The sequence below is a fragment of the Enterovibrio litoreus genome (genome assembly GCF_045679545.1).
Lineage (GTDB): Bacteria > Pseudomonadota > Gammaproteobacteria > Enterobacterales > Vibrionaceae > Enterovibrio.
On sequence record NZ_CP166194.1, the window covers coordinates 2072034 to 2092505 of the forward strand.

The window sequence follows — 20472 nt, forward strand, 5'->3', positions numbered from 1 at the left end:
AAACACGCCCAGTCTTAGCTCTCTCTCCACTCATAGGGAAGTCAGGCTCTTTTGCGGCCACACACGGAGAATCGCAATCCCACCGACAAGCACCGCATTCAATAGCGCAAAGGCGAACGATGGCAATACAGGCTCAAAGTACACAAGCACCGCAACCGCAATATTCAGCAACGCAATGATCACCGCCGCTTTAAAACTCCATCGTTTCCACGCTTCCTTGAAACTCATCATGTCTTTTGCTCCCCTATGAACATAATCGGGCGCTCTCCATCAGAAGAACGCCCTGTTATGCGCATCAATTTGTCAGCCCTTCGGCTTTACCTTCACCTAACCGCCATCCTCAACCACCTTCCGCCATTTCAGGTACGCATCGACTTGCCCTGCGCATAGAGACAATGCCGATTTCAATTGAGGTATATCGGTTTCAACGACAGCCGGCCACGTTCCATTCACTTGCGGCTTTTTACACGGGACCACCGCAACAGGCGGTAACATGTATTCAACCTCATGCTGAATGATGTATTCAGTAGGGCTCGCGCAACCGCTCAGTGACAGTGACAGGCACATGACAGCTATCGCCGCTCCCTGCATCCGCCAGCTGCCTTTTAATCCATGCCATTTCTTCATTCAGTCGCACTCCTTCTTCCCGCTCACGCTGCAGTAACGCTCGATGCGCTTCCCCTGCTTCCCTTGCATTCGTTCTTACCGCCATTAGCGCCGCTTCATTCGCACTCGCCGCTTCACTCGCACTCGATAGCTGAACACTCAACGCGTCTACTCGCAGCGACAATGCCTCATTCTCTGCCTGCGCAAACTGAATTCTTGCGTACTGCACGCCTATCACACCCACAACAGCAACAACCGCCCATGCCTTCGGACTACGGAGCAATGCCAGCATTCATCGCCTCCAACACTTCCTTGTCTAGCGGCAACTGGCCTAATCGCGCCAGCGCGTCATTGATAGGTATTTGGCCCAGGCACAACTGCGACACAATCTCTCGTCGTGTCACGATGCCCGTGCAGTTCCACTGTGAGTCACGGCAATTGCGCAACTCCCCACCAATTCTCACGAACGTCCAGCGCGGCATTTCCATGCACGCTTGCGGATATTGCGCAGTGAGCAAATGTTGATACAGTGTCGAACGGCTAAACGCCCCGGTACCGATGTTGTACGCCATGTCCAGTGAGGCCAAGTGAACTTCTGGCGGCAATTGTTGAGGAATATCTTCAAGTGGCGTGTTGTGCTTTTGCAGCGATTTACCAAACATCGCGTCGCACTGCGCACGTGTGAACGTATCACCCTGCTCAATACCCAGCGTTTCGCCGTAACATGCCGTCCATACGCCGCCACTGTCTTGATAGGCGACGTGTCGAATCCCTTCGAACCCACCCGTTAACGCAATAGCGCCAGCAAGTAGTGACGCATGAAGTTTATTGAACCGCATGACTTCCCCCCCCTTACGCAGATATAACGCCTTTCGGGAACAGCCATCGCAGCAACGACACCACAATACCCGCCAATGTCAGCGCAGAGCCGACAAAAAAAGCCAGATCAGAGCCGTACAGCGTAAATGCGCCGTCGATAATCTGATCCCAACTCGAATTCAACATCGACTGAGTGTTTTGCACCGACTTAGCCGCCGTCACACTCATTGTCGTCCCGCTGCCTGCCGCAATAGCAATTGTCGGTTTATCAATCACGCCCCACTCCCCAAAATTCAGGCACAAAAAAACCCCGACCCTGTGAAGGGACGAGGTTTCGCACTATGTGTCTAATTTACCTTGGATCTCGGCAGGGTTCAACTAAAGCGAGACGCTGGCCCGCTTAGTAGAAACCAATTCCCCTTTAATTGTTGAAATTGAAATCGCCCTTGATGGTACCGATATTCACTTGCTTTACAGGCTGGGCCGCTTCATCACCAATGCGGCATAACTCGGCAATGTCTTCGCCCCACGTTTCTTTCAATGACGGAACGCTGCGGTCGTAGTTGTCTTTGACGTGGTTAACGGCGCACTGGTACACATCAGCCAAATTGCTTTCATGATCTTCAATGAAACCCGACTCAAACGCGCCGACCATGTTGTTTACGAATGTCATCACCGCCATGCCTTGCGCCGCTTTGATGATGTGGGCCACGTCGCTGACTTCTAAGCCAGCGTTTTCAACCATTTCAACTAACTTCTGATCCATTGAAAATTCCCCTTTAATTCAGATCAGGCCAAACAGTTGGCAATTCCAGTTCTGCGCCAGTGCATGCAGCCTCAAACGCTTGGCGTAATGACATACCGCTGCTGTCATCAATCCAGCCATCACAAACCGTCTCGCCTTCTTCGTTTCGCACATTCATGTACCAGTTTCCGAAACTGAAACCATCATCAGGATCACGTTCAAGGTTGAATTCGTGGTCAAGATAAAAACAACCAAGCTCGCGATCAGGCTCGTGGCCTAACACTTGAATTTCCATGATTAAAAAATTCCCCTTAGATTTAAAGGCCGCTAGCCTGCTGTTCAAATTCCAGCGGCATAAAGATTTCATGCACCCGCGGGTGCTCTAAAAAAGTATCTTTAACCACGATGCGAACACCTTTACCGAGCGTTCCAAACAGGCCATACGACTTCCAATCACAGTCTTTCGAGGCATCACACTCATAAGGGTCTGACGACACACCACCACATGAAGGGCAGCGAAATTGCTTGCTTGGTGCCGCTTCCGCAAACGCCTGCTTGGTGTCAAAAATCTTTACCCCATCCAATGACGGGAAATTTGATTGCTGATAGTAATTCACTGCGCTGTAAGTTCGCTTCGCCTCAATGGCATCTAGAACCTGCTGTTGGCTAATACCCAGCAATCCCGCATAGCTTGGTAAGAAACCGAGAATAAACGCCTCAGCATCTACAGCACGCTGCTCGCCTGTTTCACCAGACCAAGATTCACGACACAGTTGTTTGATTTTTTCTAGCGTTTCCATGGTCAAAATTCCCCTTAGATGTCCGAGTGCAAAAAGCCGTAAATGTCACGATTATTATCGGCGTCATACCACGCCACCAACTGCCCCCAGTTATCCGCGATGCGCTGCCAATTGTCGCCATACTCACGCATTTTACTGACATCGCTTTCAAACCCACACACGCGAACCATGCGGAGGCAGCGACCAAAATCCGCCGCATCACGCGGTGTCGGGCCGTCCTCAGCAGGACACCCGAGTTCCGCCAACACTGAAAGCATGTACTTAGAACTTTGGCCAGTGTCATCAGAGGCCAGCCACTCTTTCGGTGTCATTGGCTTATCAGCATAAACGCGCTCACGGGCGCATTCTTCACAAACCAAGTTTGCCGCCTCAATGACCTTGTTCATCAAGGCTACATCTACGCCACCGCTTGGTTTTTCGTCACCAAGAAATGACATGATTGCCGCCACTAGGCTTGGCTGGCTTGGTCTAAATGTTTGGTACATGGTCGTTACCTTAATTAATTGTTTACACGGTAAACATATTAACCTTGATTGTTTACCGTGTAAACGATTTAACCTATAATTTTGATTACACGGTAAACTGAATTACACTCGCGGAATGGTCAGCAATGGAAGTAAGCCCAGTGGCACAAGACAAAGAACAACGAAAGGCCAGCATTGCAGCGGCAAGAAAGGCTCACCACGCCTCACAGACAGCGAGTAAAAAGCGCGTTGATGCTTACGTGACAGAAGAAACCAAAGAAGGTTTGAAAGAAATCAAAGCGCTATCGCCAGACGTTCGCAACGAAGGACAAGCGATAGACCTTGCCGTTAAACTCGCCCTTGCTCAACTCAAAAAGCCATCTCAGCAATAGCGCCCATATCAACTGGGTCGCTATCCAAAAGCCTGTAAGTCGTCGATAAATCCTTATTCCCCAACATCAAATGAATTGTCGGCACGTCAACACCGTGCCGTTTCAATCTCACCGCAAACGTTCTACGCCCTGACAAGATTGACGGCCTTTCGATGCCACCATCGCTTAACAGCCTCTTAATGTGATTATTTAGCGCGTTACAGTGATAACTGTCGTTTCCCCTTGCCGTCGTTCGTCTTTTCACATTAAACGCGTCTCCGTTGCTCCTAGTGAAGAATTGCGCACACGGATCATGGCCTTGATAGTAGTCGGGGTGATCGCCGTCTTTCTTACGCTTTTCTGCGTGGCGCTTCACCAGTGCTTTTAAATCCGCGTTCGACAAATAGAAATCCCGCTCAACATCGCCACGAACAGCAAAGCATTTCGCCAGCTCGCCCGACTTGGTGATCACATCGCCGACCTGTACCCGGCACAGTTCGAGCGTGGTCATGCCTGAACCCAAAAAGAAACCGAGTAAACAGAGATTGAGATCAGCCTCTTTGCTGTGGGCCGTGACTTTAAACAACCACTTTCTTTGTGAGTCTTCGATTAATGCTGGTAGGGCCATGTGTGCAGATTCCTTTTAAACACGCGAATACATAAACACTAGCAAAGGAATTACAGGGAATTGATAACCCCGCTCAGATTAAGCGGGGCATTAGGGGAATTTTTCTACGCCGCTCGCTCGAGAACCAATTGTTTCTCCAACGCCGTCGCCGCTTCGTTGTGCAAAATATGCAACTGCTGAGAGATCACTTCAAACAACGGCTTTAACTCACGCGACCATATTGCATCGGACACACGCGCAATCCCAAGCTGGCGCAAATGCTGCCGCACATTGTCAGGTGTGACGGTCAGCGTTCCCGCCCCCTCACACGACGGGCACGCATCCACCACCTTCACCACCCCAGTGCCGCGGCAGCGCGGACAGGCGCAACTTTTCGCCGCTTGCGAGGCCGCATAGTCACTCAACCGCTGACGCTCCTTCGCGATCAGTCCCGTTTTCTTGTCAATGTCGCCCGCCAACGCCTGCGCACGAAACACGGTTGAGCCCGCAATTTGGCGCTCCAATACGTTGATCTGCGCTTGCCAGGTACGAATGAGGCGTTCAGAGCGACGCGCTTGCTCACTGTGATTTTTCCACAGCGAGGTTAACGTGCGCTGTTGACTGACCACCGGCTTATCCGCAAACACGGTCACAGCCAACGCCACGATCTGCGCACACAATTCAGGACGCGAAGCATGGCTCGGCACATAACGCGCCATCGCCGCTTCCAATCGCTGCTGCGCATTTGCATCATCCAGCCAACGCCACATAATCGCATCACTGCCGATCGGGTGATCGTGCTGCAACTTACCCAATACCGCGATAATCACATCGCCCGTTAACGTTTGGCGCCCACGCTGCTGATGGGTGCCCGTTTTCTCAATATGCATACGAATAAACAACTCAATACCTCGGTTCATGCCGCGCTCCCTTGCGATGACGGTCCCTCAATACGGTCCATCAAATAGTCCGTGATCAGATCTTTCATGTCTTGCGACGAATAACAAAACGCGTGCAAATAGCCCTGCTCGGTCAAGCGCACGGCCCACTTGCGCTGATCGTCACCAATCACACTGCTAAACGTCACAGGGGCTTTCGCTTCAATGCGCAACCCGTGGTACCCGCATCGCGCCACATCAAAAATGTAGTCAGGGTAGCCAGGCTGACCGCCCAAGCGGTAAAAATCCGATTTGGCTTTCTTGCCGCGCTTGCCCTCGTTCGGCACATGCACCAGGTAATCGCCCACCACCAAGCCGGCAATGCGCGTTTTACGCGCCCAGCGCACCATGTCTGCACACTCTTGGGTTTCTGGTTCACGGCGCACCTTCTTGATGCTGCCATTGTTGCCTTGCTTAATGCGACCGAGCTGACGCTCCAGTGAATAAACATTATCAAGCATACTTGCCTCCTTTCACGTCAATCACGCCATCACGAATACGACGCGACAAGGTAGTGTGTAGCGACTGCAACATGTATTGCTCCTTTTCGCCGGGCTCGAAGTGGTACCGCCCGCGGCCATCCATCACATCGTGGCAATGTGAACACGCATCGCCGCCCCAAAAATCATCTGATTTGTACGCCATGCCGTGTGTTTCACTAGGAAAATGCGCAAACACCACGGTCTCAGGGTTTTGGTTACACACGCCCACGATCTGCAGCGTGCAGGTTTGGCCGCGTGCCGCGTCCGTCAGTTTCTTACTGCGCAGTGCCGGTTGTTTAAATGCCATTGCTAAAACCCCATCAGTCGGTTGACGGCAGCGTCTAGCTCCGCCTGACTGTCAAAGTAAGCGAACAACGTATGGTTCCAAATCACGTTGACGCACGCTCGGTACAGTTCATCAAACTCGTTGTTGTCCATCTTGGCGAACGAAATGGACTTCGCTTCCTTGCGCACCGTCCCGTTCGGATAATGGGCCACGGTATAAAACCCCGCTTCCATCACCACCCACTTGCGGTAGGCTTCAAAACTCTTTTCCACTTCCAGATTGGCGCGTTTTTGCGCCATGCCATCGAGAAAGCCACTCGCCAAGTCTTGCAAGGTTTGATGTTCGCCGCCGTACTTCGCCAACTCCGCCGCAAAGCGAGACAGCAAATTGCGCTCATGCGGTGACACCGTGCCGCCCACTGGCGTCCAATAATCAAAACCCAGTTTCAGCAACACCATGAACTTACGGTGAAACTTACCGTTTCGCGTCTCACGGAAATCCGCCGTCAACACGGTACCAATGCGTTTTTTATCAATCAGCGCCTTGTCTTCATCCGTGTGCGGGATCAGAAAGCCGCCGTCAATTTTTACCAAGTTCAACTGCGCCATTACTGGTCATCCCAATGGTCACGGTCATCATGCTTGTACAGATCTGACGCCACCCACAGCACGTACACCACCAATGCACCGACAGCCCACGCGCCCAGCCCAAACTCTGACATACTCATGCCGCCTCCTTGATGTTTCTCATCGCCAGCCATGCCGACGGCACTAAGCGATACACATACACCACCTTGCCGTTATCACTGGTGTAATGGCGTCGCTGCTTCACTAAGCCCGAGTTCGACGGCGCCACTTCGCGCAGCCTGGCAGAAATGGCTGCTTGCGTATCGGGATCGCAGGGAAAGAAAAAAGCAATGTCCGCTTCAATCTGGCGCAGCGTCTTCCACGCAGGGCCCACCGTCATCTTGATCACACGCCCAAATTGCGTTTTCGTGTTCACCGTAAAATGGCCCGACTTAGTGAGCATCGCCATTGCCGCCTTGATCGCCATAAACTCCTTGATAGGCGTTTTGATAGGGTGCGGTTTTTTCATCATGGTCGTTACCTCAGACCCTGCCATCATCGGCAAGGTTATGGATAATGGCTGCATCACTTGACCGTTACCTCAAGTGCTGCAACACGTTTCGTTTTTTTCGGTTTGTTACCGACATACGCACTGCCGTTGGGTGTGATCACGGCGATACTGGTCAGTCGTCCGTGATCACCAAACCGTTTCGCTACCTCTCTCACCACAGGCATCATGCCTGCCGCGTCCAGCAGCGCCACCGTCTTCGCTCTGTCATGCTGCATACTTCTCCACTAACACACGGTCATCGCGGTCAATCCACGCCACACACACCGCATCGGTCGGGCGCAGCATATGCAAGCCGAAGTAAAAGCCGTGCGTTCGTGCCAACTCACACAACGCCTTCGCCGCATGTTCATTGGTGACGCCCGTTTTTTTCCACTTGCGCACCGTCACTTCCACCGCACCCGTTGCGCCTGAGATCATGCGCACTGCGTTAGAGTGACTGTTCTTGTAGCAAGCCGACAAATGGCGAAGGAAAGATTCAAAGCCATTCACCGCCAACGTTTTACGCATGGTGTCGATTTGTTCTTGAGAAGGTGTGTTTTTTTTCATTGGTCGTTACCTCGATTTAGTTTCAGCGCACGTGCGGCCACTCGCGCCATTGCAGAGTTTTTAGGGAATTGGCTAGGGTGTGGCAAACCATTTTGTTCACGGCGAACATCCGACGCCGACTTAGCGCTATGCGTCGTCAACATCACACGTTCTTCGGGTAGATCCCCTGCGGCCTCCCTTGCCTTCCACTTTGCCCAGCAACGTTTAAACGCGTCTTCCGCCTGCTGTGCTGGCAACTGACGAACAGAGAAGCCGCATTCACCACGTACCAAGCGTTCAAAATAATCACTGGCCTTCTTTCGCGAAATGAAGCGTTCATACGCAGGGCGCCACGTTTCATCATCCACACACCAGCCCACAAACTTTCCTGCGCTGGGGAAGAAGTCACTTTGCTGAGCGCGAGCCTTGGTTAAGCCACGCTGAATTTGTGTCATGCTGCTCACACCGCCTTCCATTATCGCCTTGCAATAGGTTTTCTTTGCCGATTCCAATTCCTCGGCAGTACGGAAAAAATTCTTCCATGCTGGGAAGGTCGATTTCAATTCATTGAACACCGCGTTGATCACCTCACCCGCAAACGAATCGGTTGAGCGCAGCGGCACAGAAGACAACACACTGGCGGATGGTCGTCCCGCTTGCTGCATGTTCGCGGCGAGTGCTGTTACAGATTTGGTCGTCATTGGTCGTTACCTCCGGGCTTACAGCCCTAAATCATTGGTCCAGTCAGTATTATTCCAGTCCGCCTCAGAAATGCCCGTTGAGACGGTTTTCGGCAACGCGTAAATCCCCTTCCACTCGGAGTCAATCGCGTTATCCACCAAACGTTGCTGCGCGGCGATATCTCCCCCAGATAATTTAATCAACGCTTTTGCTTTCGCTGTTTCGCCGCGAGACGTCTTGTAGGGAACCTTGATGTCGTCACGTTTGTAAGTCAGCCATTGCTCCCATGCCTCAACGTTCAGTTTTTCCAGTCCCACGCTTTCGAGGTTGGTCAGGTCAAGAAAGCTCAACGGCTTGGATTTCTTTTTCGAACGAGACGGTTTTTCAGAAACATATGTATTTAGATCTGTTGTTCGGATCTGTATCGGATCTGTTATAGATTGGGCGCTTTCGCCCAATCTATAGATTGGGCGATTCCGCCCATTGGATTGGGCGATTCCGCCCAAACGGTTGGGCGATTCCGCACAAACGGGCGTTAGCGCTTCAAGTAGTTGATCTAGTTCTATTTTGAAGTGCGTCGTCGGCGCGCCATCCGCTTTGATAAGTTTGGTGCTCACCACGCCTTCAAATTCAGTCTTAATCTTCTTGATTTCACGTTTTACCTGATCGCGAGACAGGCATAATTCGTCAGCAATCTCCGTTTGCGACTTATAAAACCATCCATCCTTGCGGCTCGATTTCCCAGACCAAAACACAAGCTGGCTCATCACTGCCGCCGTGTTGAACTGACCCTTGAAAAAACGCACAAGAATACGAGGCACAGACAGGTTTGCACCCTGCCCCATCAACTCAGTAAGAACGCGATGGTTCGCCATCAGTGAAGCCCCTGACATTCCGGTGTTAAGTTAACGTCAGCCCCTTTCATTGCAGGGTCTGACATGGCTTGCGTCATCAGCGACAACTTGACTTGATCGGGGCGCAAACCCCGACGCGCCGCCGCTTTATCGATCACCAACTGGCAAAAGTCAGCATCATTTTTTAGAGACTCCGCGGAGCTTTCGCCCCGCAGAAATTTCATCAGCGCTTCACTCACGGTTATTCCCCCTTCGCCATCTGCAAACGGGCAATGTCATCGACGCGTCTGGATTCCACACGTCGGCATTCGCCGTCAAAGAAGTCACGCGTTTCAGTCGCTCGCGCATTGATTTCAGAAAAGAAGTCCAACGTCGGGCGCTTATCTTCCGCCCATGCTTGCATCACTTCTTCACAGAGCTGGTCGTCACTGGCAAGAAGGTCAATGATGGCGTCCATCATCAGCACGTTCGAGATCACCGCCTTTGGCTGGCCCATCTTTTGGCTAACCAGGGTGAGCAAATCACTCTCGTTTTCCGTAAAGCGCACCTTCACTTGGGAATCTCGGATTTCATTCATAGACAGACCGGGTTTACCGATCAGGCGGTTTTGTTCAAGGCGTTCAAGCCGCGTTTTGATGAAGCTCTTGGTCATTGGTCGTTACCTCAAAGTTGGTCGTTAGGTTAACGGTGTTATTTAAGTCGAGCCCCAGCCCCTTCCAATCATTGCCATACACGCTAACATCGTAGGTGTAAGGTACTTTTGGGGAGAAGTGGCACTTAAAGGCGGCATGTTCCGGCACTCGATTTCGCCAATGCGTCACACGCTCAACCTTAAAAACCCTCGCAATCTCAGCTTCGGAGCCGTAAACGTCGAGGAGAATGTCATAAAGCGGGTCATTCATAGTCACCTCCAAAACACAATTGTAGATTTCCATACAATTTTAAGCAACACAAAGAAGAAAAACTAACGTAGAAAAACACTTAAAGAAACGTGGCATCCTTAGCAAAAACAATGATTGATGGAAAAATGACGATAGGCGAGCGTATAAAAATCAGAAGGCAGGAGCTGGGGTTCACACAAGAAGAACTCGCCAAAGCCATCGGCAAGCATGTCACGGATTCTCGATTTAACCGTGTCACCTTGTCTAACATCGAGCTTGGTGTGCAAAACAGCGTGAAAGATAAAGTCTTGCTGGCATTGACGAAAACACTGAAATGCAACCCCGAATGGCTGGTTTTTGGCAAAGAGCCAAAAGAGGCACAACAAGGCCATGCAGTAACCAACGTTTCGCCAGGTCCACCCGTGGAGCAAAAGTGCCCGTTAATTTCATGGGTACAAGCAGGCGCATTTTCCGCGATCAGCGAATACCCGCACGACGATTACGAATACTACCCTTGCCCGGTGCGTTGCGGTCCGCGCACCTTTATTCTCAGTGTTCGCGGCGATTCGATGACAGACCGCTTCCAAGAAGGGGATTTAATCTATGTAGACCCCGATCAGATAGAACCCCTCCACGGCAAGTTCGTGATCGCGCAATTGGAAGATTCCGCCGAAGCCACGTTTAAGCAACTGCAAATACTCGACGGCAAGAAACTACTTAAAGCACTGAACCCGAACTTCCCGCCCGAGTTGAAATACATCAAAATCAACGGCAACTGTCGGCTGGTCGGTACCGTTGTTGCCCATGTAAAACCGATATAGAAGGAATGGGCCATGCCAACCCGCTTTGTTATAGCCGCCGCCGTTGTTGGCTTATGCGCAACACTTGCGTTCCTTTCCTTGCGCGACGCCAGCTATGAAGAATGCGTGCTGTCTGAAATGAAAAAACAGCCCGATGTGAAAATGCTCAGTTTCGCCACCGCTGTTTGCCGCAAAAAATTTCCCCTGCTGTAAACCCGCACAAAAAAACACCCACCCAACCCGCCAACGTGCGGGTTTTTTTACGTCAGTGTGATGGGAGTCAAAAAAATACGCCGATTTGTAGAAAAACCTACAAACACCCCATTGACCGATTATGTAGAAAAACCTACACTTCAAATCAACCAGTCGAGACAGCAACATTGTCAGGGGCTGGGATGATGAACATTAACGATTAACGAAACTGCTCATCAGGTACAAACGACAATTCTGGCGACGGGGAAAGACCTGTGACAGCTCGGAGAGAACGGCAAACCGATACTAACCACTGCTTCGCCCTGTTACTCCATTCAGGGCGCTTTTTAAAGCCAATCGGTTTTAAAAAGCCAAAGGAGAAGATGATGGACGCAAAAATCATTATCGAAGTCACGCAAGCCGAGCTGGATAAAAAAGGCACTTGTGCAGCAGGGTTGGAATTTGATTTAGCCGTAGGCCTATTCAGGCACCTAGCACCGCAACAGCTTAACGTGGTTGTGGTACCAGAAACGAAAATGCCCCAGCAAAAGCCGGGGCATTTAAGGGAAGTGGTCAACGACCAAGAATCTCACTTCCAAGAGGCGGTTTGACGACCAGGTACAAACCACCGAGGTAACGACCAAGTAACCAGAAGTGACTTGGCGGGCACGTTCAACGACCAGTATCACGCACCACAAAAGGGATCATACCATGAAATTAGGATTTGATAACCACCTTGACGGCCAGATAGCCGCCAACACCAACGCACTCGACGCGCAAGACCAACGCGAAGCGGCACTGGCTGAGTTTAAAGAGTACGTGTGCGGAAACCTCGCTCGCGGCCACGACTGCGGCGGCTTGAAGTTTGATGACTTGTTCATCTACTACATTGCTGGCCATGCCAAAGGCGTAGCGGCCAAAATGCTATTTCGCTTTGCGCTTCGTGGTGAACACAATGACTTTGAGTTGAAAGTTGGCACGCCAACACTGCCGCAGGCGTTATTTATTTTGCTCGGCAACCTTGACCACCAACACAGCACAGCGCTCGAATGCGTACGCGACTTTGTTGAACTTCCAGAAAACCAAGCGGCGATTGAAAAAGCGTTCATCTTCATGCGTGAAGAAAATGCGATTTCAGCCGCGGCATAAGCAACCCAATAGAAATCGAGGTAACGACCAAATGACTCAACTAGCAACCACAAGCGGCTTTTCTCTTACGCCGCAATCTCTTGAAGAAGCCATGCGCATGGCTGAAATCATGGCAGGCTCTGAGATGGTGCCAAAGGACTACCAAGGCAAGCCGGGTAATGTTCTCGTTGCTGTCCAAATGGGCGCAGAGCTTGGACTGAAACCTGTCCAATCGCTGCAAAACATCGCCGTGGTAAACGGACGCCCATCTATCTGGGGTGACGGTCTCCGCGCTCTTATCATGTCTGCCCCAGACCTGGTAGACATCAAAGACGAGTTTTGCGCCAACACCATGACGGCCCGTTGCACCATTGTTCGCCAAATTAATGGCAACCATGTGTCGTTCACCGGCGAGTTCTCGCAAGTGGACGCTGAGAACGCGGGCCTTTGGGGGCGCAACACTTGGAAATCTTACCCCAAGAAAATGCTGGAATGGCGCGCGTTTGGTTTCGCGGCCCGTAAGGCATATGCGGATCGCCTTCGCGGTATCAGCTTGGCGGAAGAGTCACAGGATATTCCTGTCAACCGCACAGAGCGCGACGTGACACCAAGCCAGCCAAAGCCAGAATCGGAGTTACTGGAAAGTAAACCGGCTTACCCTGAAGACCAGTTTAAAACCAATTTCACCAAGTGGGCATCGGCGATTCAAAACGGCAAAAAAACCGCCGAGCAAATTATTGCCACCGTTGAAAGCAAAGGCTTGTTAAGCGACGCACAAAAATCAGCCATCTTTAACGTCACCGCAAATCAGGAGAATGCAGCATGAAAATTATTAACGTAACCCAAGGCTCACAAGAGTGGCACGATGTTCGTGCGCAGCACTTCACCGCATCAGAAGCGCCAGCAATGATGGGCGAAAGCAAATACCAAACTCGCGGTGAATTGTTGCGCCAAAAAGCAACGGGCGAATCAAAAGAAGTGAACTTAGCCCAGCAGCGCATCTTTGACAAAGGCCACGCAGCAGAAGACGCCGCACGTCCATTGGTAGAGGCCCTGATCGGTGACGAACTTTTCCCAACCACAGGCACGCTAACGGTAGACGGTATTCCCCTACTGGCGTCGTTCGATGGCATCACCATGATGGATGACGTAATTTTCGAGCACAAGCTGCTTAATCAATCACTCGTAGCAAGAGTGATTGCAGGTGACTTAGAGCCGCACTACTACTGGCAGTTAGAGCAACAGCTTCTGGTGTCAGGTGCAGAACACGCCGTTTTCGTGTGCAGTGACGGCACAGAAGATAACTTCCACCACTGTGAATACCGTTCGCAGCCAGAACGCCGCGCCGCATTGCTCACAGGCTGGCATCAATTTATGGTTGATCTGTCTGGGTACCATGCAGAGCCCGTAAAAGAGAAAGTAGAAGCCGAGCCAGTGCGTGATCTCCCTGCTATCAGCTACCGCATGGAAGGGCTGTCACTGCACTCTAATATCGACGTTTTCAAAGAAGCCGCGTTAGCCTTGGTCGAACAATCCAAAAAAACCATTGAAACGGATCAAGACTTCGCTAACGCAGAAGCCCAAGTCAAGGTTTTCAAAAGCGCAGAGACGAAAATCAAAGCCCTGTCAGAACAAGTGCTCGGTGAAGTGCAAGACATTGACACTTTCAGCAAAGACTTGGCATTTATCGGTGAGCAAATCCGCCAGGCGCGACTGGCCACTGACAAACAAGTAAAAGCGCGTAAAGAAGAAATCCGCAAGCAGATCCTTGATGCTGCAACCACGGAATTGCGCGAGTACCTAAACACGCTATCAACCGAGATTGGCGCAGTCATGCCAGCCCCTGCGGTATCAATCATCGACGCGATGAAAGGCAAGAAAACCGTCACCAGCTTGCAAGAAGCCGCCGACACTGCCGTCGCACAATCGAAAATTGAAGCAGAAGGCATTGCCAAAACAGTTCGACTGAACAAAGAAACGCGCAACACGCTTGCCACTAATCACTTGTTCTTGTTCAACGATTGGGCTCAGATCGCCTTTAAAGCCAATGATGACTTCACCGCACTGGTTAAATCGCGCATTGCCGATCACCAAGCCGCCGAAGAAGCACGCCTTGAAGCAGAGCGTGCACGTATTCGCGCCGAAGAAGAAGCCAAAGCGAAAGCAAAAGTAGAGGCAGAAGCAAAAGAAGCAGAGCGCGAACGACTCATTGCAGAGCAGCAGGCCAATGCGAAAGCAGAAGCCGATTCGCAGCCTCAACCAAAGGTAAGTGCTTACGAAGAACAACAAGTTCAACAAGCGCCTGTTACGAGCAATGCAGCAACAAAGACCACGTCTGCCCCGCAAATGCAACGCGCATCGCAGGTCGCCCCTAGCGTATCGCAGCAGCTGGACAACAGCATGATCTCAATCTCAATGAGAGAGTACCGCCAACTGCAAGCGCGAGACGCCAAGTTAGCCGCACTCGAAGCAGGTGGTGTGGATAACTGGTCCGGCTATGACGACGCCATGTCGCAACTTACCGACCAAGCCGCTTAAACAGTAAAACGTTAGCCCCTGACGTACAGGGGCATTGAAAAGCGCATTCACCGAGTGCCCTTCTCAATCTCGCTCTTTAACAATCAGGAAAAACCGTGGAATACGAAACGCAGACCGTGCCAAAGAATCAGGCGAAGGATCTGGTTGAAAAGTACCGTAAGCGGAATATCAAGATAGATGTGCACTACACAACAGACACAGCGCTCATCATCATTCACCAAACGCATATCCCAGCGCGATACACCAACCACTTATACCGCCGATTAAACTAAACCAAACCTACGAGGTAACGACCAAATGAAAACATGGTTAAAAAACGCAACACCCTATCGCATCACGCGAAACATTGACCTTGACCCTGTTCTGTTAGAGCAACGCCTTGAGGACTTTCGCTTCACTAAATGTGGCAGTCAGGATTTCAGAAAATTTGGATGGTCCACTGTCCTTGACAAACACGGCGACTTACTCACGCACGTGGTGAACGATGCCATTTTCATGGTGGCTCGTCAGGAAGAAAAAATCATTCCCGGTCCAGTAGTGAAAGAAGCCCTCGACAATAAAGTCGAGGCAATGGAAAAGACGGAAGGCCGACCGCTTAAGAAGAAAGAGAAAGACTGGCTGAAAGACGATTTGATGATCGACTTACTGCCGCGCGCCTTCTCTCGATTCACAAACACCATGATTCTGATTTTGCCTAAACAGAACCTCATTGTGGTGGACGCATCCAGCAGCAAAAAGGCAGAAGACGCACTCGCCTTGCTTCGTAAGTCAATCGGAAGCCTGCCAGTTGTGCCGCTTGATTGTAAGCGACCAGCAGAATTAGCAATGACCGAGTGGGTGAAAACAGGCATTGCTGCAATGGGTTTTACCATTGGTCAAAACGCCGAACTGAAAGACATTTTGGAGCAGGGCGGAATCATTCGCTGTAAAAACCAAGACCTATCGAGTGACGAAGTGCTCGCCCACCTTGATGCTAAAAAGGTGGTCACCAAGCTCGAGCTCGACTGGCAAGACCGATTACAATTCATGCTCACAGACAATTTGCAAATTAAGCAGATTAAGTTTGCAGAAGATCTACGCGACCAGAATGCCGACATAGACCGAGAAGATGTAGCGCAGCGCATAGATGCTGACTTCGCTTTGATGGCCGGAGAGCTCAGCGCATTCTTCAAAGGCATCATCGATTCGCTTGACGGCTTGGAAATGTGCGACGCCTCACTTTCCCCATTCTTAGGCGAAGGCAAAGATGATTACTATGATCAAGCTGTAAGTTGGGTTAAAGAGGAACGCCGGGCTTCAGTATCTGGTATCCAACGCAAGTTTAAGATTGGCTACAACCGAGCGGCCAGGCTCGTCGAAATGATGGAAGCACAAGGCGTAGTCTCCGCGCCTTCTAGCGACAGTACCCGCGAAGTGCTCATTGCTCCCGAGTAACACCATCAACACATTCACCACCACGGACCGCCCCTGCGGTCCGTTTCTTTTGAGGTAACGACCATGACCGAAGTAAAAACGCCTTGGAACCCCAGCAAAAAAGCGACCGCACGCGTCAAGAACCCACTTCCAGCCCCGACAGAATGCCGGTACTGCACTGGCGAGGTAAGCGCCGTGAAAAATAGCGCCATTTACGGACGCGAATACGGCGAGTGGCCTTGGCTGTACTTGTGCACAGGTTGCCGCGCTTACGTTGGTATGCACCCATTCACCAACATTCCACTCGGAACGCTGGCAAACCAAATGACACGCGACGCCAGAAAAGAGCATAAGCCTACGTTTGAGCGCCTTTTTGAATCGAATCTAATGACACGCAATGAAGCATACACGGCACTCGCAAGCAAGCTCGGGATCGAGAAGGAAGAATGTCACTTCGGATGGTTCGACGCCCCAATGTGCGAAGCAGCTGCACAAGCAAGCCGTGAAATCTACTTAGACCAAATGAGCAAAAGGTAACGACCATGCAAGACCAAACCCTGACCAGCGCCATCAGCAACCTAGTTAATTCCATGAACACCCAACTTGCCAACGTACAAGGCCTACTTGAACGCCAAGTGCCGGGCATTAACGCACTGCTAAACAAAGAAGCCGACGAACACGACGAACTGTGTGATCACCTAGAACTGCTCGACGAGCAAAAAGCCTCGCTTATGCTCCAAGTCGAATCACTCAAGTCACAGCTTGAAGCCGCCAACAACCAGCGCAAAGACGAAGTGTCCGCCATTCACGTCAAATTAACCAAAGCGGAAATGGAGCTATCCCAACTAAAAACCGTTCGCGCCGAATTGAACCGACTTAAAGAGCTCAACCCAGACGGGCTCAAAAAGAAAAACGTCGATCTCAAAAAGCAGGTGCAAGAGAAAACCAAGTCCATCAGCACCCTGAGCGTTGAAAACAAAACGCTCAAAAAAGGAACGTCCACACTCAAGTACCAAGTTACCGAGCTGTCTACGCTCATCAAAGACATGAACGTAGAATTGGAACACCTTCGCGAAGCACGCACGCACAACGACGGCACCGTCCAAAACAAAGCGTATGCAGGCAGCGAAGGCGTAGAGTTCTACATCTATCAATACGAGTGGGGGCTATCAACCAAGCTACACGGCCAACCTATCGAACTGCTCGGCGATCTAAACTGGCATATCGAAGTACGCAGCAATATCGGCGTCAATATTTTAGTCATGGTCACAGACTGGCTACATCCGTTCTATCCAAAATGCGACGAAATAGCGCAGCACTGGCCGGAAGATTTGAACGATGCACTAGCAGAGCTGATCCGCGCACGCTGCGAGAAGACGCACCCTGCCCTTGTTGAGAAAGTGGAATGGTCAATGTCGGTACCGCTGTCCGACGTTTACGGCATTAAAGAAAAGGACCTCGAAAAGCTCAATGCCGCAAACATTCACACGCTATACGAACTTTGCCGCATGGTCCCAGAAGCGACCGTGAAACACGTCAAAGGCATGGGCATCAAAACCGCCACCGCAGTACACCAAACCTGTATGCAGTATGTCGAAATCTGGGAAGAACAGACAACGGAGAAGGCAGCATGAGCCACTTCAAAAAAGGTCACGACAAAGGCTACAAAGCAGGGCTGACAAAGGGCATCGAGCTTGCCCTTTCTCAATTTGCTGGCGGCATCGAGTTTGCGGGCGTCATACGCAAAAAGCAGTACACCATACTCAGTGCAGAGATCAGCACAGCAAAGCAGTCAGTATTACCGCCACAAGTCACTTGCCAGTTCTCCCAAGCCTGGCAAGGCCAGTGCAAATGCACAGACATTTTAGACAACGGCCAGTGCAAAGCGCATCAGGAGCGATGTAGTTGCGGAAGTCTGGCAACGAACTCTTGTGCACACGCAGGGCAGTTCGTGTGCGGACGCCCACTTTGTGACGACTGCAAATGTAAGCATTAGGAGGAATAATGGCCGATTACACAGGTTCAAACACGCCCCCAGAACATAGAGACAAATGGCGCACACCAAGCGCCATTTTTAATGCACTCGACAAAGAGTTCAACTTCGCGATCGACGTGGCAGCAAGTGACGAAAACCACCTCTGCGAAAAGTACCACACCGAAGAAAATTGCGGACTCAGCAAAGCATGGGACGTGCCCACTCTTAGCTACGCATGGTGCAACCCGCCCTACTCCAATATCAAACCTTGGGTAGATCAGGCAAACCGGCAAGCCAAACGCGGCATAGGCTGCGTCATGCTAATACCGCAAGATCAAAGTGTCGGCTGGTTCAAAGAGTCACTGCGCAGTTGCGCAGAAGTACGGATCATCACCGGAGGGCGAATCGCCTTTATCAATGCCTCAACAGGCTTGCCCGTCAAAGGCAACAACAAAGGCAGTCAGTTCATTATCTGGCGACCATTTAACGACTACCCGGTGATTACTCGCTACATTGACCGCGACAAGCTCATCGCCATGGGAACACAACTGCAACAGGCCGCATAGCGGCCTTATCCCTTCTTAGAGGTAACGACCAGTGAAGCCTTACGAACAGAAATACATGACATGGGTTGTCATGAACGAAGATGGCAGCCACCCATTCAACCCGATTCTCGAAGCGAACGGAAAGCCAGCAAAGATCGTCAGCGCGTCCGTTTATAACGAAAACCATGTTTCACAGCGACTCACGCTGCTACTTAGGACCATCATTGAAGAAAACGACCATGTAGATGCCAAATTCCTCAATGAAATTGGTTTTTCGATGGAAGATGCGAATTATTTAGGCATTTTCATCACGGGCATTAAAAACATCAATGTACCGCCAAACTGGGAAGATGACCTTTAAATGAAGATCATCACCAACCTATTCGAAGGCTTTCTCGCCAACGAGCGCGAGCGTTCACGCGCTCGCAAACCGGAAACCAAACCAACGACCAACCGAAGAAGGAAACCACGCCGTGAGAAAAGGTAACGACCAACCCACGCCGTTCAACGCACATTCACGCCGCCGCGAGCGCAGTCAAAGCAAAAAGCCCACCGCGCAAGAAGCCGTAACACGAAGCCGTATCCGCGATGCTGAATGGCATCATATGATGAAAGAAATCAACGAAATGCACGCGCTTTAGGGGAATACGGATGATAGCAATATTGTTTATGACGCTATGCGTTATCGCCTTGGCGAGTGGCGACATATTGCCAGATACATTCTTGATTTGCGGTGCAATAGCACTGCATTGGACCCAAGGTAAGGTGCATAAGCCTGCAAGCCTGGAGAAGTGAGCTATGAGACAGATCAAGTTCCGCGGCCTTTGGGGTGAGCAATTTGTATACGGCCACTACTTTTCCCAAGTATTACCTGGCGGCGATTTGTATGAGGCGATAGTTTTAAAAGATGAGTTCGGAGATTACCGAAACCATCTCACCAAATCTGGAACAGTAGGGCAATTTACCGGACTAAAAGACAAAAACGGCGTTGAGATTTACGAGGGTGACATTATTGCACAGCACTTAGAATGGTCTGGTGGCTACATGAGTGATGAATGCGGTGAGATGGAGTTTATTGGTGTGGCCTCAATTACTGCGTCTAGCGGAGTAGTGCTCAATAAATGTAAATCCAGAGATATTATTGAGTGCGATACAGAATGGACAAGGCACAAGTCAACCATTAACGTTCGCGGATACAGATGCGAAGTTATCGGCAACATTCACCACAACCCTGGTCTGATTAAATAACCACAGCCCCTTCCTACCCAAACCCTGCAAGGCTACCTTCAAGCATGGAGGTAGCCGCCATGCACTGCACACGATGCCAAAAAGCCGACGCAATAACACATACAACCTTTGAGTCCTATTGCGAGCCATGCAGCCTAGACGTTGCACTGGCTCTGCTATCCGTTTGTCGCCTGTCTGATACCGCCATCACCGCACTGATAACAGCAGGCTGGGACATGCCCGTAAAAACCACCAAGCTACACACCGCCACCGACATAGCCAAAGAGCTAGGTGTATCAGCGCAAAAGGTAGGGAAAACCGCCAACGCACACGGCGTCAAGTGCGAGCAATACGGAGAATGGCGCCTCGACCAAGCCGCCAATTCCCGCAAACAAATACAAACCTTCCACTACAACGACCACGGCAAGCAACGCCTTGCCGAGCTAATAAGGTAACGA

The 20472-nt window shown here is 50.9% G+C and carries 37 protein-coding genes and 2 pseudogenes; 18 read left to right on the forward strand and 21 right to left on the reverse strand.

Translation table 11 applies throughout. The annotated features are described in order from the left end of the window. Window positions 1-30 precede the first annotated feature (30 nt). The 8 genes from AB8599_RS08945 to AB8599_RS08980 form a co-directional block, all read right to left on the reverse strand. Window positions 31-231, reverse strand: coding sequence for a hypothetical protein (locus tag AB8599_RS08945; protein WP_407330565.1), 201 nt, complete (start codon window positions 229-231; stop codon window positions 31-33). A 292-nt stretch (window positions 232-523) separates the two neighbouring features. Further along, window positions 524-898: a hypothetical protein gene (locus AB8599_RS08950; RefSeq protein WP_407330566.1), complete on the reverse strand. Its 375-nt coding sequence runs from the start codon at window positions 896-898 to the stop codon at window positions 524-526. Then, the gene (locus AB8599_RS08955) at window positions 879-1445 is read right to left on the reverse strand and encodes a lysozyme (RefSeq protein ID WP_407330567.1); all 567 of its coding nucleotides are present in this window, start codon (window positions 1443-1445) and stop codon (window positions 879-881) included. The genes AB8599_RS08950 and AB8599_RS08955 overlap by 20 nt, the downstream gene beginning before the upstream one ends. Before the next feature lie 13 nt (window positions 1446-1458). Then, a complete protein-coding gene (locus tag AB8599_RS08960) occupies window positions 1459-1701 on the reverse strand; it encodes a hypothetical protein (RefSeq protein WP_407330568.1) in 243 nt (80 codons plus the stop codon). Window positions 1702-1846: 145 nt separating this feature from the next. Further along, entirely contained in the window at window positions 1847-2191 is a 345-nt protein-coding gene (locus tag AB8599_RS08965; protein WP_407330569.1) for a hypothetical protein, read from the reverse strand. 13 nt (window positions 2192-2204) lie between these two features. After that, the gene (locus AB8599_RS08970; protein ID WP_407330570.1) at window positions 2205-2465 is read right to left on the reverse strand and encodes a hypothetical protein; all 261 of its coding nucleotides are present in this window, start codon (window positions 2463-2465) and stop codon (window positions 2205-2207) included. 22 nt (window positions 2466-2487) lie between these two features. After that, the gene (locus AB8599_RS08975; RefSeq protein WP_407330571.1) at window positions 2488-2970 is read right to left on the reverse strand and encodes a hypothetical protein; all 483 of its coding nucleotides are present in this window, start codon (window positions 2968-2970) and stop codon (window positions 2488-2490) included. Window positions 2971-2984: 14 nt separating this feature from the next. Beyond that, window positions 2985-3455: a hypothetical protein gene (locus AB8599_RS08980; protein ID WP_407330572.1), complete on the reverse strand. Its 471-nt coding sequence runs from the start codon at window positions 3453-3455 to the stop codon at window positions 2985-2987. Window positions 3456-3580: 125 nt separating this feature from the next. Here AB8599_RS08980 and AB8599_RS08985 point away from each other — a divergent pair, with 125 nt between their 5' ends. Further along, window positions 3581-3826, forward strand: a complete 246-nt coding sequence (locus AB8599_RS08985; RefSeq protein WP_407330573.1) for a hypothetical protein — start codon at window positions 3581-3583, stop codon at window positions 3824-3826. On the opposite strand, the gene AB8599_RS08990 is transcribed toward AB8599_RS08985, so the two are convergent. The 13 genes from AB8599_RS08990 to AB8599_RS09050 form a co-directional block, all read right to left on the reverse strand. After that, window positions 3804-4433: a tyrosine-type recombinase/integrase gene (locus tag AB8599_RS08990; protein ID WP_407330574.1), complete on the reverse strand. Its 630-nt coding sequence runs from the start codon at window positions 4431-4433 to the stop codon at window positions 3804-3806. The genes AB8599_RS08985 and AB8599_RS08990 overlap by 23 nt on opposite strands. Window positions 4434-4537: 104 nt before the next feature. Then, window positions 4538-5332 (reverse strand): TIGR02642 family protein, encoded by a 795-nt coding sequence (locus AB8599_RS08995; RefSeq protein ID WP_407330575.1) that lies wholly within the window; start codon window positions 5330-5332, stop codon window positions 4538-4540. Next, window positions 5329-5811, reverse strand: a complete 483-nt coding sequence (locus tag AB8599_RS09000) for a VRR-NUC domain-containing protein (RefSeq protein WP_407330576.1) — start codon at window positions 5809-5811, stop codon at window positions 5329-5331. The genes AB8599_RS08995 and AB8599_RS09000 overlap by 4 nt, the downstream gene beginning before the upstream one ends. Beyond that, the gene (locus AB8599_RS09005; RefSeq protein WP_407330577.1) at window positions 5804-6139 is read right to left on the reverse strand and encodes a DUF1364 domain-containing protein; all 336 of its coding nucleotides are present in this window, start codon (window positions 6137-6139) and stop codon (window positions 5804-5806) included. Before AB8599_RS09005 ends, AB8599_RS09000 begins: the two co-directional genes overlap by 8 nt. 2 nt (window positions 6140-6141) lie before the next feature. Continuing rightward, window positions 6142-6726, reverse strand: coding sequence for a DUF1367 family protein (locus AB8599_RS09010; RefSeq protein ID WP_407330578.1), 585 nt, complete (start codon window positions 6724-6726; stop codon window positions 6142-6144). A 115-nt stretch (window positions 6727-6841) separates the two neighbouring features. Beyond that, window positions 6842-7270 (reverse strand): hypothetical protein, encoded by a 429-nt coding sequence (locus AB8599_RS09015; RefSeq protein WP_407330579.1) that lies wholly within the window; start codon window positions 7268-7270, stop codon window positions 6842-6844. Next, window positions 7270-7470: a hypothetical protein gene (locus AB8599_RS09020; protein WP_407330580.1), complete on the reverse strand. Its 201-nt coding sequence runs from the start codon at window positions 7468-7470 to the stop codon at window positions 7270-7272. The genes AB8599_RS09015 and AB8599_RS09020 overlap by 1 nt, the downstream gene beginning before the upstream one ends. After that, on the reverse strand, window positions 7460-7801 hold the full coding sequence (locus AB8599_RS09025; RefSeq protein ID WP_407330581.1) for a hypothetical protein: 342 nt from the start codon (window positions 7799-7801) through the stop codon (window positions 7460-7462). The genes AB8599_RS09020 and AB8599_RS09025 overlap by 11 nt, the downstream gene beginning before the upstream one ends. Continuing rightward, window positions 7798-8481, reverse strand: coding sequence for a replication protein P (locus tag AB8599_RS09030; protein WP_407330582.1), 684 nt, complete (start codon window positions 8479-8481; stop codon window positions 7798-7800). The genes AB8599_RS09025 and AB8599_RS09030 overlap by 4 nt, the downstream gene beginning before the upstream one ends. Before the next feature lie 18 nt (window positions 8482-8499). Continuing rightward, the gene (locus AB8599_RS09035; RefSeq protein ID WP_407330583.1) at window positions 8500-9336 is read right to left on the reverse strand and encodes a hypothetical protein; all 837 of its coding nucleotides are present in this window, start codon (window positions 9334-9336) and stop codon (window positions 8500-8502) included. After that, window positions 9336-9539 carry a hypothetical protein gene (locus AB8599_RS09040; protein ID WP_407330584.1) on the reverse strand — a complete coding sequence of 68 codons (204 nt, stop codon included), beginning with the start codon at window positions 9537-9539 and terminating at the stop codon, window positions 9336-9338. The genes AB8599_RS09035 and AB8599_RS09040 overlap by 1 nt, the downstream gene beginning before the upstream one ends. A gap of 17 nt (window positions 9540-9556) precedes the next feature. Continuing rightward, window positions 9557-9967 (reverse strand): hypothetical protein, encoded by a 411-nt coding sequence (locus tag AB8599_RS09045; protein ID WP_407330585.1) that lies wholly within the window; start codon window positions 9965-9967, stop codon window positions 9557-9559. Then, window positions 9936-10217 carry a hypothetical protein gene (locus AB8599_RS09050; protein ID WP_407330586.1) on the reverse strand — a complete coding sequence of 94 codons (282 nt, stop codon included), beginning with the start codon at window positions 10215-10217 and terminating at the stop codon, window positions 9936-9938. Before AB8599_RS09050 ends, AB8599_RS09045 begins: the two co-directional genes overlap by 32 nt. Window positions 10218-10327: 110 nt before the next feature. Here AB8599_RS09050 and AB8599_RS09055 point away from each other — a divergent pair, with 110 nt between their 5' ends. The 17 genes and pseudogenes from AB8599_RS09055 to AB8599_RS09135 all read left to right on the forward strand — a co-directional run bounded on the left by AB8599_RS09055 (window position 10328) and on the right by AB8599_RS09135 (window position 20469). Beyond that, entirely contained in the window at window positions 10328-11017 is a 690-nt protein-coding gene (locus AB8599_RS09055; protein ID WP_407330587.1) for a S24 family peptidase, read from the forward strand. Between the two features lie 12 nt (window positions 11018-11029). Further along, window positions 11030-11209, forward strand: coding sequence for a hypothetical protein (locus AB8599_RS09060; protein WP_407330588.1), 180 nt, complete (start codon window positions 11030-11032; stop codon window positions 11207-11209). A gap of 365 nt (window positions 11210-11574) precedes the next feature. After that, a complete protein-coding gene (locus tag AB8599_RS09065) occupies window positions 11575-11799 on the forward strand; it encodes a hypothetical protein (protein WP_407330589.1) in 225 nt (74 codons plus the stop codon). A gap of 100 nt (window positions 11800-11899) precedes the next feature. Next, on the forward strand, window positions 11900-12337 hold the full coding sequence (locus AB8599_RS09070; RefSeq protein WP_407330590.1) for a hypothetical protein: 438 nt from the start codon (window positions 11900-11902) through the stop codon (window positions 12335-12337). A gap of 31 nt (window positions 12338-12368) precedes the next feature. Continuing rightward, entirely contained in the window at window positions 12369-13142 is a 774-nt protein-coding gene (locus tag AB8599_RS09075) for a hypothetical protein (RefSeq protein WP_407330591.1), read from the forward strand. Beyond that, window positions 13139-14854, forward strand: a complete 1716-nt coding sequence (locus AB8599_RS09080) for a YqaJ viral recombinase family protein (protein ID WP_407330592.1) — start codon at window positions 13139-13141, stop codon at window positions 14852-14854. The genes AB8599_RS09075 and AB8599_RS09080 overlap by 4 nt, the downstream gene beginning before the upstream one ends. A gap of 95 nt (window positions 14855-14949) precedes the next feature. Further along, on the forward strand, window positions 14950-15126 hold the full coding sequence (locus tag AB8599_RS09085) for a hypothetical protein (RefSeq protein WP_407330593.1): 177 nt from the start codon (window positions 14950-14952) through the stop codon (window positions 15124-15126). A 25-nt stretch (window positions 15127-15151) separates the two neighbouring features. Next, window positions 15152-16054 (forward strand): annotated as a pseudogene (rdgC, locus tag AB8599_RS09090) (recombination-associated protein RdgC); the annotation flags it as partial. Between the two features lie 51 nt (window positions 16055-16105). Further along, window positions 16106-16288 (forward strand): annotated as a pseudogene (locus AB8599_RS09095) (DNA translocase FtsK); the annotation flags it as partial. 63 nt (window positions 16289-16351) lie between these two features. Then, the gene (locus AB8599_RS09100; protein ID WP_407330594.1) at window positions 16352-16804 is read left to right on the forward strand and encodes a zinc-finger-containing protein; all 453 of its coding nucleotides are present in this window, start codon (window positions 16352-16354) and stop codon (window positions 16802-16804) included. Window positions 16805-16809: 5 nt separating this feature from the next. After that, on the forward strand, window positions 16810-17901 hold the full coding sequence (locus AB8599_RS09105; RefSeq protein ID WP_407330595.1) for a hypothetical protein: 1092 nt from the start codon (window positions 16810-16812) through the stop codon (window positions 17899-17901). Next, entirely contained in the window at window positions 17898-18263 is a 366-nt protein-coding gene (locus AB8599_RS09110; RefSeq protein WP_407330596.1) for a hypothetical protein, read from the forward strand. The genes AB8599_RS09105 and AB8599_RS09110 overlap by 4 nt, the downstream gene beginning before the upstream one ends. Window positions 18264-18271: 8 nt before the next feature. Further along, complete coding sequence (locus AB8599_RS09115) at window positions 18272-18808, forward strand: phage N-6-adenine-methyltransferase (RefSeq protein WP_407330597.1); 537 nt, start codon at window positions 18272-18274, stop codon at window positions 18806-18808. Between the two features lie 31 nt (window positions 18809-18839). After that, window positions 18840-19148 (forward strand): hypothetical protein, encoded by a 309-nt coding sequence (locus tag AB8599_RS09120; RefSeq protein ID WP_407330598.1) that lies wholly within the window; start codon window positions 18840-18842, stop codon window positions 19146-19148. 112 nt (window positions 19149-19260) lie between these two features. Next, window positions 19261-19428 carry a hypothetical protein gene (locus tag AB8599_RS09125; protein ID WP_407330599.1) on the forward strand — a complete coding sequence of 56 codons (168 nt, stop codon included), beginning with the start codon at window positions 19261-19263 and terminating at the stop codon, window positions 19426-19428. Between the two features lie 157 nt (window positions 19429-19585). Next, a complete protein-coding gene (locus AB8599_RS09130) occupies window positions 19586-20035 on the forward strand; it encodes a YopX family protein (RefSeq protein ID WP_407330600.1) in 450 nt (149 codons plus the stop codon). Window positions 20036-20094: 59 nt separating this feature from the next. Next, window positions 20095-20469 carry a hypothetical protein gene (locus AB8599_RS09135; protein ID WP_407330601.1) on the forward strand — a complete coding sequence of 125 codons (375 nt, stop codon included), beginning with the start codon at window positions 20095-20097 and terminating at the stop codon, window positions 20467-20469. Window positions 20470-20472: the final 3 nt, after the last annotated feature.

Coding starts and splice junctions, on each gene's coding strand:
- AB8599_RS08995 (WP_407330575.1), bottom strand. CDS start 5,332: ATGAACCGAGGTATTGAGTTGTTTATTCGTATGCATATTGAGAAAACG.
- AB8599_RS09075 (WP_407330591.1), top strand. CDS start 12,369: ATGACTCAACTAGCAACCACAAGCGGCTTTTCTCTTACGCCGCAATCT.
- AB8599_RS08965 (WP_407330569.1), bottom strand. CDS start 2,191: ATGGATCAGAAGTTAGTTGAAATGGTTGAAAACGCTGGCTTAGAAGTC.
- AB8599_RS08980 (WP_407330572.1), bottom strand. CDS start 3,455: ATGTACCAAACATTTAGACCAAGCCAGCCAAGCCTAGTGGCGGCAATC.
- AB8599_RS09030 (WP_407330582.1), bottom strand. CDS start 8,481: ATGACGACCAAATCTGTAACAGCACTCGCCGCGAACATGCAGCAAGCG.
- AB8599_RS09015 (WP_407330579.1), bottom strand. CDS start 7,270: ATGCAGCCATTATCCATAACCTTGCCGATGATGGCAGGGTCTGAGGTA.
- AB8599_RS09060 (WP_407330588.1), top strand. CDS start 11,030: ATGCCAACCCGCTTTGTTATAGCCGCCGCCGTTGTTGGCTTATGCGCA.
- AB8599_RS09130 (WP_407330600.1), top strand. CDS start 19,586: ATGAGACAGATCAAGTTCCGCGGCCTTTGGGGTGAGCAATTTGTATAC.
- AB8599_RS08945 (WP_407330565.1), bottom strand. CDS start 231: ATGATGAGTTTCAAGGAAGCGTGGAAACGATGGAGTTTTAAAGCGGCG.
- AB8599_RS09050 (WP_407330586.1), bottom strand. CDS start 10,217: ATGAATGACCCGCTTTATGACATTCTCCTCGACGTTTACGGCTCCGAA.
- AB8599_RS09070 (WP_407330590.1), top strand. CDS start 11,900: ATGAAATTAGGATTTGATAACCACCTTGACGGCCAGATAGCCGCCAAC.
- AB8599_RS09105 (WP_407330595.1), top strand. CDS start 16,810: ATGCAAGACCAAACCCTGACCAGCGCCATCAGCAACCTAGTTAATTCC.
- AB8599_RS09100 (WP_407330594.1), top strand. CDS start 16,352: ATGACCGAAGTAAAAACGCCTTGGAACCCCAGCAAAAAAGCGACCGCA.
- AB8599_RS09005 (WP_407330577.1), bottom strand. CDS start 6,139: ATGGCATTTAAACAACCGGCACTGCGCAGTAAGAAACTGACGGACGCG.
- AB8599_RS09055 (WP_407330587.1), top strand. CDS start 10,328: ATGATTGATGGAAAAATGACGATAGGCGAGCGTATAAAAATCAGAAGG.
- AB8599_RS09110 (WP_407330596.1), top strand. CDS start 17,898: ATGAGCCACTTCAAAAAAGGTCACGACAAAGGCTACAAAGCAGGGCTG.
- AB8599_RS08955 (WP_407330567.1), bottom strand. CDS start 1,445: ATGCGGTTCAATAAACTTCATGCGTCACTACTTGCTGGCGCTATTGCG.
- AB8599_RS09045 (WP_407330585.1), bottom strand. CDS start 9,967: ATGACCAAGAGCTTCATCAAAACGCGGCTTGAACGCCTTGAACAAAAC.
- AB8599_RS09040 (WP_407330584.1), bottom strand. CDS start 9,539: ATGAAATTTCTGCGGGGCGAAAGCTCCGCGGAGTCTCTAAAAAATGAT.
- AB8599_RS08950 (WP_407330566.1), bottom strand. CDS start 898: ATGCTGGCATTGCTCCGTAGTCCGAAGGCATGGGCGGTTGTTGCTGTT.
- AB8599_RS09035 (WP_407330583.1), bottom strand. CDS start 9,336: ATGGCGAACCATCGCGTTCTTACTGAGTTGATGGGGCAGGGTGCAAAC.
- AB8599_RS09080 (WP_407330592.1), top strand. CDS start 13,139: ATGAAAATTATTAACGTAACCCAAGGCTCACAAGAGTGGCACGATGTT.
- AB8599_RS09010 (WP_407330578.1), bottom strand. CDS start 6,726: ATGGCGCAGTTGAACTTGGTAAAAATTGACGGCGGCTTTCTGATCCCG.
- AB8599_RS08985 (WP_407330573.1), top strand. CDS start 3,581: ATGGAAGTAAGCCCAGTGGCACAAGACAAAGAACAACGAAAGGCCAGC.
- AB8599_RS08975 (WP_407330571.1), bottom strand. CDS start 2,970: ATGGAAACGCTAGAAAAAATCAAACAACTGTGTCGTGAATCTTGGTCT.
- AB8599_RS09000 (WP_407330576.1), bottom strand. CDS start 5,811: ATGCTTGATAATGTTTATTCACTGGAGCGTCAGCTCGGTCGCATTAAG.
- AB8599_RS09115 (WP_407330597.1), top strand. CDS start 18,272: ATGGCCGATTACACAGGTTCAAACACGCCCCCAGAACATAGAGACAAA.
- AB8599_RS09025 (WP_407330581.1), bottom strand. CDS start 7,801: ATGAAAAAAAACACACCTTCTCAAGAACAAATCGACACCATGCGTAAA.
- AB8599_RS08970 (WP_407330570.1), bottom strand. CDS start 2,465: ATGGAAATTCAAGTGTTAGGCCACGAGCCTGATCGCGAGCTTGGTTGT.
- AB8599_RS09020 (WP_407330580.1), bottom strand. CDS start 7,470: ATGCAGCATGACAGAGCGAAGACGGTGGCGCTGCTGGACGCGGCAGGC.
- AB8599_RS08990 (WP_407330574.1), bottom strand. CDS start 4,433: ATGGCCCTACCAGCATTAATCGAAGACTCACAAAGAAAGTGGTTGTTT.
- AB8599_RS09065 (WP_407330589.1), top strand. CDS start 11,575: ATGGACGCAAAAATCATTATCGAAGTCACGCAAGCCGAGCTGGATAAA.
- AB8599_RS09135 (WP_407330601.1), top strand. CDS start 20,095: ATGCACTGCACACGATGCCAAAAAGCCGACGCAATAACACATACAACC.